Below are 13,413 nucleotides of genomic sequence, written 5' to 3' on the forward strand. Positions count from 1 at the left end.
GACTCTGCGGAACGTAGGTTGCGCAAAGTCCGGCAAAAGGGTATTCTAAACATAACGAAACCACAGAGAAATTGAGGAGAGCGAAACATGAATCATTATGTAACAGGCACCGCCATCCGGGAGCTGCGGGAAAAGAAGAAGCTGACCCAGAGACAGCTTGCCGAAACACTCTGCGTCAGCGATAAAACGGTATCAAAATGGGAGACGGGCCGGGGGCTTCCCGACATTTCGCTGCTGGAACCGATCTCCGGCGCACTGGGCGTTTCCGTGGCCGAGCTGCTTTCGGGAGAGTGCGTGAAAAACGCAAACCGCTCCGCCAACGTGCTGCGCAGCAAATTCTATGTGTGTCCGGTCTGCGGCAACGTGATCTGGTGTACGGGGGAGGGCGCTTTCTCCTGCTGCGGCGTCAGCCTTCCGCCACTGGAGGCGGAGGAGCCGGACGAGGCCCATGCCATCCACGCGGAAGTGGTGGAAAACGAGTGGTACGTGACGGTGGACCATCCCATGGAAAAGAGCCACTCCGTGACATTTTTGGCCTTTGTCACCAGCGACCGCGCCCAAATCGTGCGGCTTTACCCCGAGCAGGACGCCCAGACACGGTTTTTCATCCGGGGACAGGGGTATCTGTATGCCTACTGCAACCGCCACGGCCTTTTCCGCGTGCGGATGTGAAGAAGAAAAAAGGAGAGGACAGCCAAGCGGCTGTCCTCTCCTTTATAGTTTAAAGAAGGCCCTGAATCAAAATGACCAAAATCAAAACGGGGAGTACGAACTGGAAATAGGGTTTCAGGCACTTGGGCATTTTCAGCCCCTTGCCGGTATTGGCTTCTTTCAGGTAGTTCTCAAAGCCCCAGCCCCACTTGGTAACGCAAAAGAGCAGGTACACCAGAGAGCCGATGGGCAGCAGGAGGTTACTCACAAGGAAGTCCTCGCTGTCCAGCATGTCCTTGCCGGGGAGGGGATGGATGCCGCTCCACACGTTGTAGCCCAGCAGGCAGGGAAGGCTGGCGATGAGGACGAACACGCAGTTGACGACAACGGCCTTCTTGCGGGTCCAACCGAAGTTGTCGATGCAGCTGGCCAGCAGGTTTTCAAACACGGCAATGACCGTGGAGAAGCTGGCAAACGTCATGAACAGGAAGAACAGCGCGCCCCACACACGCCCGCCTGCCATGTTCACAAACACCTGCGGCAGGGTGATGAAGATCAGGGAGGGGCCGGCGTCCGGCTGTACGCCGAAGGAGAAGCAGGCCGGGAAGATGATGAGGCCCGCCATTAGCGCCACGAAGGTGTCCAGGCAGCAGATGCGCACGGCCTCCCCAGTGAGACTGTGCTCTCGGGACATGTAGCTGCCGAAAATCTCCATCGCCGCGATGCCGAGGCTCAGGGTGAAGAAGGACTGATTCATGGCGGCGGTGATGACCTTGCCGAGGCCGACCTCCGCCGCGCGCTGGAAGTCCGGCAGCAGGTAAAATTTGGCGCCTTCCAAAGCGCCGGGCAGCACCAGACTGTGGACGGCCAGAATCACGATGAGACCCAACAGGCCCAGCATCATCCATTTGGTGATGCGCTCCAAGCCCCTTTGCAGACCGAAGCTGCAAACGGCAAAGCCCGCCACCACCGTCAAAACCATCCAGCCTGCCATCTCGCCGGGAGAGGAGAGCATGGCGCCAAACACACCGCCCACGGCGTCGCCGGAAAGGCCCGAAAAGGTGCCCGAGAGAAATTTAAAGAAATAACCCAGCATCCAGCCGGAGACCGTGGTATAATACATCATTAAAAGGTAGCAGCCGATCACGCAGAACCAGCCGTGGATATGCCACTTGGAACCGGGCTTTTCCAGCGCCTGATAGCCCTGCACGGCACTTTTGCGGCTGGCGCGGCCCACGGCCAGCTCCATGGTGAGCACCGGGACGCCCATAATAATTAAAAACAGCAGATAAAAAAGGACAAATACGCCGCCGCCGTTTTGACCGGTGACGTAGGGGAATTTCCAGACGTTTCCGATGCCGATGGCGCACCCTGCGCTCACCAGCAGAAATCCCAGCCGGGATTGAAAGTTCTCTCGTTTCATAAAATGCGACTCCTTCTCTTTTCCTCAAACATGCCCAAAGAGCGAAAAAGAGAACGGTTTCGCGCCGCTTCCAATTCCTTACCCTGGGATGTTTCTTATGGTAACGGACAAAAAATGGAAAGTCAACCGGTTTACTCCCCATTCTTCCGGTGAATATACAATACTAACATAAGAAAAAGTGATAATTTTGTCAGAAAAGAGGAGACGGGACCCATGAACTATTTGATCGTTGTGGATATGCAAAATGACTTTGTGAGCGGCGCGCTGGGGACGGCGGAAGCGGCGAGAATCGTACCCCGTGTGGCGCGGCGGATCGCGGAGTCCTCCACTGAGCGGCTGGTATTCACCCGGGATACCCACGGGGCGGATTACCGAAAGACGCAGGAGGGGCGCAACTTGCCGGTGCCCCACTGCGTGGAGGGGACGTGGGGCTGGGAGATCGTCTCTGAACTCGCGGACTGCGCGGCGGGGGCGGCGGTTGTGGACAAGCCCACCTTTGGGAGCGCAAATCTTGGCGAAATTTTGCGGGAGGCCGACCGGGCGGAGCGGGTGGAAAAGGTGACGCTTATCGGGCTTTGCACGGATATCTGCGTGATTTCCAACGCGCTGCTGGTGAAGGCGTTTTTGCCGGAAGCGGAGGTCTGCGTGGACGCCGCCTGCTGCGCCGGCGTCACGCCGGAAAGTCACGCCACGGCGCTATCGGCCATGAAGATGTGCCAGATCACCGTGGAGAACGCGTAAAAAAAGACCGGCCTCAGGCCGATGTCATGCAGTGAAACAGCCGCTAAGGGGTAGAGGAAGGACCTCTATCCCTTAGCGGCTGTGCCGCATCCGTGCCAACCCGTTCGGCAGATTTTGAATCTTTGTAACGAATTGCGGATTGATGAGTCTTATGTAGGAAAGGGAGGTGAGAAAGTGGCTGAATTTGAAGAAGTGTACAATCTTTACTTTAAAGATGTATACAGATACGCCCTGTCCTTATGTAAAAACGAGATGCTTGCAGAAGAACTGACACAGGAAACATTTTTTAAAGCGCTGAAAGGCATCGACAGTTTTGACGGAACATGCAAGCTGTATGTGTGGCTGTGCCAGATTGCAAAAAATACATATTTTTCAGTTTATAAAAAAGGACAGCGCACGGAAACCGATGCGGATTTGGAGCGGCTTGCCTCTGCGGCTGGCCCTGAAGAAGATCAAATAAAAAAAGCGGAGGCCTTTGAACTCCACAAACGCCTGCATACCTTGGCGGAGCCTTACAAAGAGGTGTTTTCCTTGCGCCTTTTCGGAGAATTGTCCTTTGCCCAAATCGCGGAATTGTTCGGAAAAACGGAGAGCTGGGCCAGAGTCACTTACCACCGCGCCAGATTAAAAATGAAGGAGGATTTGTCATGAAACTGCCTTGCCGTGTCATTGAAGATTTGCTTCCGCTGTACCACGACCATGTTTGCAGCCCGGAGAGCCGTGCCATGGTGGAGGAGCACCTGAGGGAGTGCGGCGCATGCGCAAAGATTCTCGCCGAAATGGAGGAGCCTGCCGAAAGCGCCGCCATCAATGATACCGCGCCGTTAAAAGCGATTGGCTCCGCATGGAAAAAAAGCAAAAAGCAGTCGTTTTTGAAAGGTACCCTGATTGCCGTCCTTGTATGCGCCGATTTGTTTGGCGCGTATTACGGGATCACCCAGTGGAAGTGCATTCCGGTGTCCGCGGATGTTCTGGAGGTCACGGAGCTCTCTCAGCTTTCCGACGGAAGCATCTACTTCAATCTTTTCGTAAATGACAACAAAAATCTATATTTTTCAAAATTCACCACAACGGAGGACGGCTCTTTCTATATTACGCCCATGCATTCCCTGTTTGAAACAACGCGTAAATATGATGTAGGTGGATTTGATCAGTTTTATGTGTTTTCCCAGCCGGGGGGCGAGAATGAAGATTCTAAATATCCCGTTATTTTCCTTTCGGAGAACGTTACCCAAATCTATGTAGGTCCTGTGGGCGAGGGAGCCTTGGTGTGGGAAGAGGGAATGGAGCTGCCGCCGGCAAGTGAAGCTTATGAGCGGCAGCTGATGCGTGGCAGCTCCGCAGGGTAAATTCCGGTTGATCAGATAGCTTTATTCCCGCTTTATGGGAACAAAATTTTGCGCACAGTCTTGAACGATCCGCATAAAACAGGATGAACCTTGCAATCATAACGTCAAACGTACCCACCCCGTTTGGAATGGGGTGGGTACGTTTTCATGCGCGCTCAAAGTTTCTCTCAATGACAGTGGCCACAGGAGCGGTCCTTTGTGGTTTACACGTAGCTTTGGGTGTGGTTTACACGTAGCTTTGGGTGCTGACGTCGAACACGCCTCGGGTCGTGATGCGCAGGGAGGGAATGACCGGCAGCGCCATGAAGCTCAGCGTCATAAAGGGGTCAATTCCTCGGCTGACGCCAAGCGTAAAGGCTTTTTCCTTCGCAGACTCCAGCTTCTCGTTCACAAGGACCAGCGGCTCGTCGCTCATGATGCCGGCAATGGACAGCGGGACCTCTGCCAAGGACTTGCCGCCGTCCCAGACCACGATGCCGCCGTTCAGGGCGACCACCCGGTTGACGGCGGCGGCCATGTCCGCTTCGTTGGTCCCCACCACAATGATGTTGTGGGAGTCGTGAGAGATGCTGGTGGCCACGGCGCCAGATTTCAGGCCGTAGCCCTGCAAAAAGCCGATGCCGATGTGACGGGTGTTCTTGTGGCGCTCCACCACGGCGATCTTCAAAATGTCGTATTCCACATCGATGCGGTCGGAGTACCCGGCGTCCACCGTGGTGATTTCGCCATCCACCATGCCGATGATGCCCCGGGGGCGGTGCTCCGTAAAATCCTCCGCGGTGAGTGTGCCCACATGGAAGGTGCTGTGGGCCCGGTCCACCAGATATTGCTCGATGGGCGGCTGGGGGAAAGCGCGCACGACGCCGTTTTCCACCATCAGCTCGCCTTTTTTATAGACCTTCTCAATCTGGAAGTTTTCAAAATTGTCAATGACCACAAAGTCGCCAAGATAACCCGGGGCAATGGCGCCCCGGTTATTCAAAAGGAAGTACCGGGCGGCGTTGTGGCAGGCCACCTTCACCGCCACGATGGGGTCCACGCCCAGCGAAATGGCCCGTTTGACGATGTAGTCGATGTGGCCCTTTTCCAGAAGGTCGTTTGGATGCTTGTCGTCGGTGCAGAACATGCACCGCTCGGCGTATTTCTCGCACAGCAGCGGCGCCAAAGCCTCCAGATTCCGGGCGGCGGTGCCCTCCCGGATCATGATGAACTGCCCCCGCTCCAGCTTGGCCTTGGCGTCACGCAGGTCGTGACACTCGTGGTCGGAGTAGACCCCGGCGGCAATGTAGGCGTTGAGGTCGTTGCCCTGCAAATCCGGCGCGTGGCCGTCGATCTTTTTGTGGTGCGCCTGCGCCGCCACGATCTTTTCCACCGGCTGATCGTCCCCGGCGATGATGCCCACAAAGTTCATCATTTCCGCAAGACCCTGCACCCGGGGGTGCTCGTAGAAGGAATCGATGGCCCGGTAATCCAGCACCGCGCCGGATTCGTCCAAGGGCGTTGCCGGGACGCAGGAGGGCAGCATGAACCGCACATCCACCGGCAGCCCCTCCGTGGCCTGGAGCATATACTCAATGCCGTCCGTCCCCATGACGTTGGCAATCTCGTGGGGGTCCGTGACCACCGTGGTGGTGCCGTGGGGCAGGACCGCCTTCACAAACTCCGTGGGACTGACCAGAGAGCTTTCCAGATGGATGTGGGCGTCCAGAAAGCCGGGCAGAACGAGTTTCCCCGTCATGTCCTGCTCCGTGATCCCGGCGTACTGTCCGATGCCGACGATCAGTCCCTCCGCCACGGCAATATCGCCCCGGCAAAGCTCGTTGGAAAACACATTCACGTATGTGGCGTTTTTCAGTACCAGATCCGCTTTCTCCCGACCGGCGGCCGCATTGATGATGCGCCGCTTTTTCAGCAGTTTTCGGTTGATCTTCCCCGCGTAGCTCTCAGACATAGAATCACTCCTTCTATTAAATTTTTAAATATTAATTATGATTATGATAGACATAAACAAACATAATGATTGATGTTAGGCAAAGTATACGCCAAAGGAATCCGTTTGTCCACAGGTGAGAATAAATATTTTATCAGGCGCTGTGGTATTTGCCACGAAAGAAAAGGGAAAACTTTGGTATGATAACAATATAAATAAAAGAAATGACCGGAAAGGATGACTGCCATGAACTCGAAAGCGTATGAAAAACTGGATTATTCCCTGTGCCTGCTTTCCGCGGCGGCGGAGGGCAAGCGCCACGGCTGCATTGTGAACTCCTTCCATCAGGTGACCAGCTCCTTCCCACCCAAATTTATTGTGGCGGTGAATCGGGACCACGAGACCTGTAAAACGGTTCAGGCGGCGGGCAGCTTCTGCGTGACGCTGCTGGCGGCAGACGCTGCGGCAGAGGTTGTAAGTGTCTTTGGGTATCGTTCTGGCCGGGTGACGGACAAATTTGACGGACGGACTGTGGAGACGGACGGGAACGGGAATCCGTACCTGACGGAGGATATGGTGGCCCGGATCTCCTGCAAGGTGGTGGACCGGCTGGAGATCGGCAACTATGTGCTTTTTGTGGGACAGGCCGAGGAGGCGGAGACGCTTTCGGACGGCCCGGTCCTTACCCTCAAGGCGTTTACCGGCCGGGGCAAGGCCACGCCGCCCAGCGCCACGGTATACCGGGCCATGGAGGGCAATGGCTTTCGCTGCACGGTGTGCGGGTATATCTATGAAAGCGAGACGCTGCCGCCGGATTATGTGTGTCCCATCTGTCGGGCGCCAGCGGGGAAATTTGTCAGGCAGGAGTGAAGCGGCAAACGCCGCGGGACGTTTGAGTGCATTGGACCGCAAAAGCGCCGGGAGGGGACTCCCGGTGCTTTTTTCGTTGCGGAATCGACAGGAATGGGGTATACTAAAAAAACCTATGAAATGAATTCCAGGAGGCGCGCCCATGAAACTTATGGTCATCGACGGCAACAGCATCATCAACCGGGCCTATTACGGAATCCGGCCGCTCTCCACGCGGGACGGACTCTATACCCACGCGATTTTCGGCTTTCTCACCACGCTTTTGCGTCTGGAAGGGGAGGAATCGCCGGATGCGGTGTGCGTTGCCTTCGATCTGCACGCGCCCACCTTCCGCCACCAGGCGGACGAGACCTATAAGGCCACCCGCAAGCCCATGCCGGAGGAGCTGCGGATGCAGGTGCCGGTTTTGAAGGACGTGCTGGACGCGCTGAACATCCCCCGCTACGAGCTGGAGGGGTGGGAGGCTGACGATCTCATCGGCACCATCTCCCGCCGGTGCGAGGCGGCGGGCTGGGAGTGCGTGGTGGTGACGGGAGACAAGGACAGTCTCCAGCTCATCACGGAGCGCACGAAGGTGAAGCTGGTGTCCACCCGCATGGGACAGACCACCACCAAGGACATGACGGAGGAGGCGTTCCGGGAGCAGTATGGCTTCGCGCCCATCCATATGATCGACCTCAAGGCCCTCATGGGGGATGCCTCCGACAACATCCCCGGCGTGCCGGGGATCGGGGAAAAGACCGCCATGGACCTCATCCAGAGATATGAGAGCGTGGAGGCGCTCTATGCCAACTTGGAGGCGGTGGAGGCCAAGCCCGCCGCGCTGAAAAAATTGCAGGCGGGGGAGGAAAACGCCCGCCACTCCTACTGGCTGGCCACCATCGCCACCGACGTGCCCCTGCCCTTTGAGCCGGAGGAAAACCGTTTGCAAAAGCCGGGGCAGGCGGCCTATCCGCTGTTTTTACAGCTGGAGTTTACCAAGCTCATCGAAAAATTCGGCCTGACGGCGGCGGAAGCGCCGCCTGCGAAGCAGTCTGATTTCACCGTCACCGTCCGCTGCGTCACAGCGCCCGACGAGGCATCGGAGCTGCTGACCCTTTGGCGCTCGGCGGACCATGTGTCCCTTCTGGCGCTGGCGGACCTCTCCGGCGTTTCGGTGGTCTGCGAGACGGGGGAGAATACCGGTGTGACGGCGGAGCTGTTTTTTGAAAAGTATCAGGGGGACTGGAACGCCCTTTTGAAGGCGCTCTTTTCTGCGGACATCCGCAAGGTCTCCCACAACGTCAAGGACCTGATGCGTCTGCTGCTGGAAAACGGTCTGCCGACCGACGGGTTCGTGTTCGACACGGCGCTGGCGGCCTATCTGCTGGACGCCACGGCGGGGAGCTACGATTTGTCCCGGCTGTTCGTCGCCTACTTTAATACGGAGCTGCCAAAGCCCCTCTTTCAGGACCGGGACGCCTTTTCTCTGCTGGGGGACACGGCGGCAGCGGAAGCATCTCTTGATAGCTACGCCGCAGCGGTAGACGCGCTTTACGAAATGCTTGCCAAAAAACTGCAAATGCAAGGCATGGAGGAGCTTTACCAAACGGCGGAGCTGCCCCTTTGCCGGGTGCTTGCGGAGATGGAAGTGGCCGGCTGCCGGGTGGACGCCCGGGCGCTGACGGACTTTGGCGAGGATTTGGCAGGGCGCAGCGCGGTGCTGGAGACGAAGGTCTGGGATCTGGCGGGGGAGCGCTTCAATCTCAACTCCCCCAAGCAGCTGGGGGAGATCCTGTTTGGAAAGCTGGGCCTGCCCCACGGGAAAAAGACCAAGACCGGCTGGTCCACCAATGTGGACGTGCTGGAAAAGCTGCGCTATGAAGCGCCCATCGTGGATGCGGTTTTGGAGTACCGCCAGTACGCAAAGCTCAAATCCACGTATGCCGACGGCCTACTAAAGGCGCTGTGCCCCGACGGGAGAGTGCGCACCAGCTTCCAGATGACGGTGACCGCCACGGGACGCCTTTCCTCCACGGAGCCGAATCTCCAGAATATCCCCACCCGCACGGACCTTGGCAGCGAGATTCGGCGGATGTTCGTGCCGGAGGAGGGCTGCGTGCTGGTGGACGCGGACTATTCCCAGATCGAGCTGCGGCTGCTGGCCCACATCTCCGGGGACGACGCCATGCGCGCCGCCTTCACCTCGGGACAGGACATCCACACCGCCACCGCGGCGCAGGTGTTCCACGTGGCCCCCGACGAGGTGACCCATGAGATGCGCCGGCGGGCCAAGGCGGTGAACTTTGGCATTGTGTACGGCATCTCCGCCTTCTCCCTCAGTCAGGACATCGGCGTTTCCGTGGCGGAGGCCAAGGACTATATGGAGGCGTATTTCGCCACCTTCCCTGATGTGCGCCGGTATATGGACGCCGTGGTGGAAAAGGCCCGGGAGACAGGCTTTGTGGAGACGATGCTCCACCGGCGGCGGGAGCTGCCGGAGCTGAAATCCTCCAATTTCAATCTCCGCTCCTTCGGGGAGCGGGTGGCGCTGAACATGCCCATTCAGGGCACGGCGGCGGATGTGATGAAGCTTGCCATGGTGGCGGTGCGAAACCGCCTGCAAAAAGAAAAGATGGCAGCCCATCTGGTGCTTCAGGTCCACGACGAACTGATCGTGGAGTGCCCGGAGGGGGAGGCGGAGAAGGCGGCAAAGCTTCTGGCGGAGGAGATGGAGCACGTGGTCTCCCTGTCCGTTCCGCTGACGGCCCAGGCCCACTGGGGCAAAAACTGGCTGGAGGCAAAGGAATGAAGCAGCTTATCGTTTTGCTGGGCGTTGTGGGCGGGTCCCTTTCCTCTGTGTTTGTCCGCTATTCCACGGCGCCGTCCCTGATCCTGGTTTTGTACCGGATGGCGTTTTCCGTGCTGCTGCTGACGCCCACGGCATGGCGCCACCGGGGAGAGTTTGCCGCGCTGCCCCGGCGGACGCTGGCGCTGTGCATCGCCAGCGGGGTTGCGCTGGGCGCTCATTTTTCCACGTTTTTTGAGGCGGTGAAAACCACCTCCATCGCCTCCGCCACCGTGCTGGTGGACATGGAGGTGCTGTTTGTGGCGCTGAGCACGGTGCTGCTGTTCCACAGGCGGCTTTCCGGAAAGGCGTGGGCCGCGATTTTGCTGGCCTTTGCCGGGGCGGTGGCGGTGGCGCTGGCGGATACCACCGGCGGCGGGGGAACGCTCTGGGGGGACGCGCTGGCGGTGCTCTCCGCCATGTGCATCGGCGTTTATACGCTGATCGGCTCCGTGTGCCGCAGGACGGTCAGCACCCCCGTCTATACGTATCTTGTCTATGGCGTTGCAGGGGCGACGGTGCTTTTGCTGGCATTGGGGAGCGGGACGGCGCTTTTTGGCTACGCGGCGGTGAATCTCTGGACCGCGCTGGGAATGGCGGTTTGCTGCACGCTGCTGGGGCACAGCATCTTCAGCTGGGGGCTAAAGTTTTTGCCACCGTCCTTCATTTCCACCATGCGGCTGCTGGACTGCGTGTTTGCCTCCCTTTGGGGGCTGCTGCTTTTCGGAGAGCGTCCCGGCACTATGGTGCTGCTGGGCGGCGCGGTGGTAATTTTGGGCGTTGTGCTGTATAGCCGCACCGCGGCTGACGAAACATAAGGAGGAGCTTGATGGATACGCGGATGCATGTGCGCATTGTCCCCATGAACGGGGATCATCTGGACGAGGTGGCGGAGCTGGAACGGATTTGTTTTTCCGTGCCCTGGTCGAGAAAAATGCTGGCGGAGGAGCTGGACAACGATCTCTCCGCCTTTTTGGTGGCGCTGGATGACGGCGGCCGGGTGGTGGGCTACGCCGGGCTGCAGGTGGTGCTGGACGAGGGCTATATCACCAACGTGGCAGTGCGGCCGGAGTGCCGGAAGCAGGGGATCGCCGGAAAGCTTTTGCAGGTGTTTCTGGATTTTGCGGCGGGCAACCATCTGGCCTTTTTGACGCTGGAGGTCCGCGCCTCCAATTACGACGCCATCGCGCTTTACGGAAGCCGTGGCTTTCGCAGTGCGGGACGGCGCAAAAATTACTATGAGCATCCCAAGGAGGATGCCATCATTATGACAAGGGAGTTCAAAAATGGAACTGAGAATGCCGACGCCGGAGCAGGTGAGGACGGTATACGCGGCTGATTTAAAGGAATCCTTCCCCCCCACGGAGCTCAAGCCGCTGCGGGCGATTGAGGAACTGTGGGCGGAGGGTTGGTATCGCCCGTGGTGCCTTTTTGACGGCGACGAGATCGTGGGAGAGTGCTTTTTGTGGCTGGGACATCCCGGTTGGGCGCTTTTGGACTATCTGTGCGTGTCCCCCCGCTGCCGCAACGGCGGCACCGGGGCGCTGCTGATCGAAAAAATGCTGGAACGGGAACAGGGCATGGTGATTCTGGGGGAGAGCGAGGCCCCGGAGGATGCGCCGGACCCCGTGATGGCAAAGCGGCGTCTGGGATTCTATGACCGCAACAGCGCCAAGGTGGCGGGATACGACACAGAGATGTTCGGCGCGCATTATAAAACGCTGTACTGGGCGGACGCGCCGCTTGCAGACGAGGTGCTGATGGCGGAGCACCGCTTTATCTATCAGAATCGGTTTTCCCCGGAAAAGTACGCGAAATACGTTCGCATTCCCTGGGACCCGACGGCGGAGCCCGGCGTCCAGGTGCCGTGGGACGAGTGAGAAAGAGAAGTGAAGGAGTATGAAGATTCTGGCATTTGAATCCTCCTGTGACGAGACCGCAGTGGCGGTGGTGGAGGATGGGCGGAAGGTCTTGTCCGACGCCATCGCATCGCAGGTGGATATCCATGCCCTGTATGGCGGCGTGGTGCCGGAGATTGCCTCCCGAAAGCACGTGGAGGCCATCACGGCACTGACGGAGCAGGCGCTGCGGGAGGCAAACTGCACCCGCTCGGACATCGACGCCGTGGCGGCGACCTATGCGCCGGGCCTCATCGGCGCGGTGCTGGTGGGGCTGAGCTTTGCCAAGTCCATGGCCTTTGCCCTCGGCGTGCCGCTGATCCCGGTCCATCACGTCCGGGGACATATCGCGGCAAATTATCTGGCTTTTCCGGAGCTGGAGCCGCCCTTTCTGGCGCTTGCCATCTCCGGGGGCAATACACTCATCGTGGATGTGCGGGGCTATACGGACATGGAGATCCTTGGCGCTACCCGGGATGACGCGGCGGGGGAGTGCTTTGATAAGGCGGCCCGCGTTCTGGGCCTGCCCTATCCCGGCGGAAAGCCGCTGGATGATCTGGCGCAGGGGTCCAAGGGCGGCGTCTATACGCTGCCCCATGCCCGCGTGGACGGCGCACCGCTGGACATGAGCTTTTCCGGGCTGAAAACCGCCGTGGTGAATCTGGCCCACCATACCCAACAGGTGGGAGGGGAACTGGACCGGGCCGCCCTTGCCCGGGACTTTGCGCAGGCCGTCAGCGACACGCTGGTGCCGAGAGTGGTGGAAGCTGCCCGGGAAACGGGGCGCAAGACCATTGTGGCGGCCGGCGGTGTGGCGGCGAATTCCGTGATCCGGGGGGATCTGGAGCGCGCCTGCGCCGGAGAGGGATGCAGACTGTATCTGCCGCCGCTGCGGCTTTGCGGAGACAACGGCGCCATGATCGGCGCGCAGGGCTATTACGAGTACTTAGCGGGCCATACCGCCGGGATGGAACTGAATGCCTACGCAACCCGGGATTTGGCCGACTGATCAAAAAGCAGCTGTGAAAACAGCTGCTTTTTTTGCAAGAAAAATAAAACGACTTGCTTTTTGTGAAAGAAGGAAAAAGAAGCGGCGCAGATTTTGACTAATCAAGAAGAAATATTGAAAGATAACAGAGAAAAGAAAAACAAGATTTGTTTTATGTAAAATAAAAAAGAAGGAGCAGCTTTTAAAAAAGCATGGTACGGCAGCTGTAAAAAAATTACATTTTCGACGAAACACTCGAAAATAGAAGAAAAATCAACGTGTGGAAAAAGCTGTGGAGAATGTGAATAACTCCCCGTAAAGAAACGTTATTAAAATACTTATGTAAATAGAAAAATATGGAATCTCTTAGAAAAAAATGGGAAAATAAGAAAAAAAGAAAAAAAATGAGACAAAAAATTGCGAGAAATTCGGCAGATTTGGAAGGGGAGAAAACATGAAACTTTGTCGAAAAAGCTGTCAATGCGGCAAAACAAACAAAATCAAATTGAATGAAAACTTGCAATAATACAATTAGTATTGCGCGGAGTGGGGAGAAGGAAAAAATGATTTCGAAATCCTTATTGACGCGGGAGGAAAAGCATGGTACAATCTAATCTGCTTTGAGCCTAAACGCCGAGCTTTGCTGCGCGCTTCTCTGGCGCGCGTTCAAAAAACAGAGAGAGCATCTCCCCCAATATGCTGATGTGGCTCAATGGTAGAGCATCTCACTCGTAAT

12 protein-coding genes are annotated in these 13,413 nt (G+C 57.6%); 10 read left to right on the forward strand and 2 right to left on the reverse strand.

Going from position 1 to position 13,413, the window contains the following annotated elements; genetic code table 11:
* The first annotated feature begins 87 nt into the window (after positions 1-87).
* Complete coding sequence (locus PHI30_RS05745; RefSeq protein ID WP_300025129.1) at positions 88-672, forward strand: helix-turn-helix domain-containing protein; 585 nt, start codon at positions 88-90, stop codon at positions 670-672.
* A 49-nt stretch (positions 673-721) separates the two neighbouring features.
* Here the strand turns inward: PHI30_RS05745 and PHI30_RS05750 are convergent, their stop codons facing one another.
* Positions 722-2,074: a sodium-dependent transporter gene (locus tag PHI30_RS05750; protein WP_300025131.1), complete on the reverse strand. Its 1,353-nt coding sequence runs from the start codon at positions 2,072-2,074 to the stop codon at positions 722-724.
* A gap of 213 nt (positions 2,075-2,287) precedes the next feature.
* On the opposite strand from PHI30_RS05750, the gene PHI30_RS05755 reads away from it, so the two are divergent.
* The 3 genes from PHI30_RS05755 to PHI30_RS05765 all read left to right on the forward strand — a co-directional run bounded on the left by PHI30_RS05755 (position 2,288) and on the right by PHI30_RS05765 (position 4,164).
* Positions 2,288-2,815 (forward strand): cysteine hydrolase family protein, encoded by a 528-nt coding sequence (locus PHI30_RS05755; protein ID WP_300025134.1) that lies wholly within the window; start codon positions 2,288-2,290, stop codon positions 2,813-2,815.
* A 174-nt stretch (positions 2,816-2,989) separates the two neighbouring features.
* Complete coding sequence (locus PHI30_RS05760) at positions 2,990-3,466, forward strand: sigma-70 family RNA polymerase sigma factor (RefSeq protein WP_300025137.1); 477 nt, start codon at positions 2,990-2,992, stop codon at positions 3,464-3,466.
* Positions 3,463-4,164, forward strand: a complete 702-nt coding sequence (locus PHI30_RS05765) for a zf-HC2 domain-containing protein (protein WP_300025140.1) — start codon at positions 3,463-3,465, stop codon at positions 4,162-4,164. The genes PHI30_RS05760 and PHI30_RS05765 overlap by 4 nt, the downstream gene beginning before the upstream one ends.
* 226 nt (positions 4,165-4,390) lie before the next feature.
* Here the strand turns inward: PHI30_RS05765 and ade are convergent, their stop codons facing one another.
* Positions 4,391-6,115 carry an adenine deaminase gene (ade, locus tag PHI30_RS05770; protein WP_300025142.1) on the reverse strand — a complete coding sequence of 575 codons (1,725 nt, stop codon included), beginning with the start codon at positions 6,113-6,115 and terminating at the stop codon, positions 4,391-4,393.
* 225 nt (positions 6,116-6,340) lie between these two features.
* Between ade and PHI30_RS05775 the strand changes: the two genes are divergently transcribed.
* From PHI30_RS05775 to tsaD, 6 genes are all read left to right on the forward strand, one after another.
* A complete protein-coding gene (locus PHI30_RS05775; protein ID WP_300025145.1) occupies positions 6,341-6,964 on the forward strand; it encodes a flavin reductase in 624 nt (207 codons plus the stop codon).
* Between the two features lie 142 nt (positions 6,965-7,106).
* On the forward strand, positions 7,107-9,755 hold the full coding sequence (polA, locus tag PHI30_RS05780) for a DNA polymerase I (RefSeq protein WP_300025148.1): 2,649 nt from the start codon (positions 7,107-7,109) through the stop codon (positions 9,753-9,755).
* Positions 9,752-10,609 (forward strand): DMT family transporter, encoded by an 858-nt coding sequence (locus PHI30_RS05785; protein WP_300025151.1) that lies wholly within the window; start codon positions 9,752-9,754, stop codon positions 10,607-10,609. Before polA ends, PHI30_RS05785 begins: the two co-directional genes overlap by 4 nt.
* Positions 10,610-10,620: 11 nt before the next feature.
* Complete coding sequence (gene rimI, locus PHI30_RS05790; protein WP_300025154.1) at positions 10,621-11,130, forward strand: ribosomal protein S18-alanine N-acetyltransferase; 510 nt, start codon at positions 10,621-10,623, stop codon at positions 11,128-11,130.
* Complete coding sequence (locus PHI30_RS05795; RefSeq protein ID WP_300025157.1) at positions 11,078-11,671, forward strand: GNAT family N-acetyltransferase; 594 nt, start codon at positions 11,078-11,080, stop codon at positions 11,669-11,671. Before rimI ends, PHI30_RS05795 begins: the two co-directional genes overlap by 53 nt.
* Before the next feature lie 19 nt (positions 11,672-11,690).
* On the forward strand, positions 11,691-12,698 hold the full coding sequence (tsaD, locus tag PHI30_RS05800) for a tRNA (adenosine(37)-N6)-threonylcarbamoyltransferase complex transferase subunit TsaD (RefSeq protein WP_300025160.1): 1,008 nt from the start codon (positions 11,691-11,693) through the stop codon (positions 12,696-12,698).
* The last annotated feature ends 715 nt before the right edge of the window (positions 12,699-13,413 follow it).

The sequence above is a fragment of the Oscillibacter sp. genome, from assembly GCF_028693505.1.
In the GTDB taxonomy this organism is placed as follows: Bacteria; Bacillota; Clostridia; order Oscillospirales; family Oscillospiraceae; genus Oscillibacter.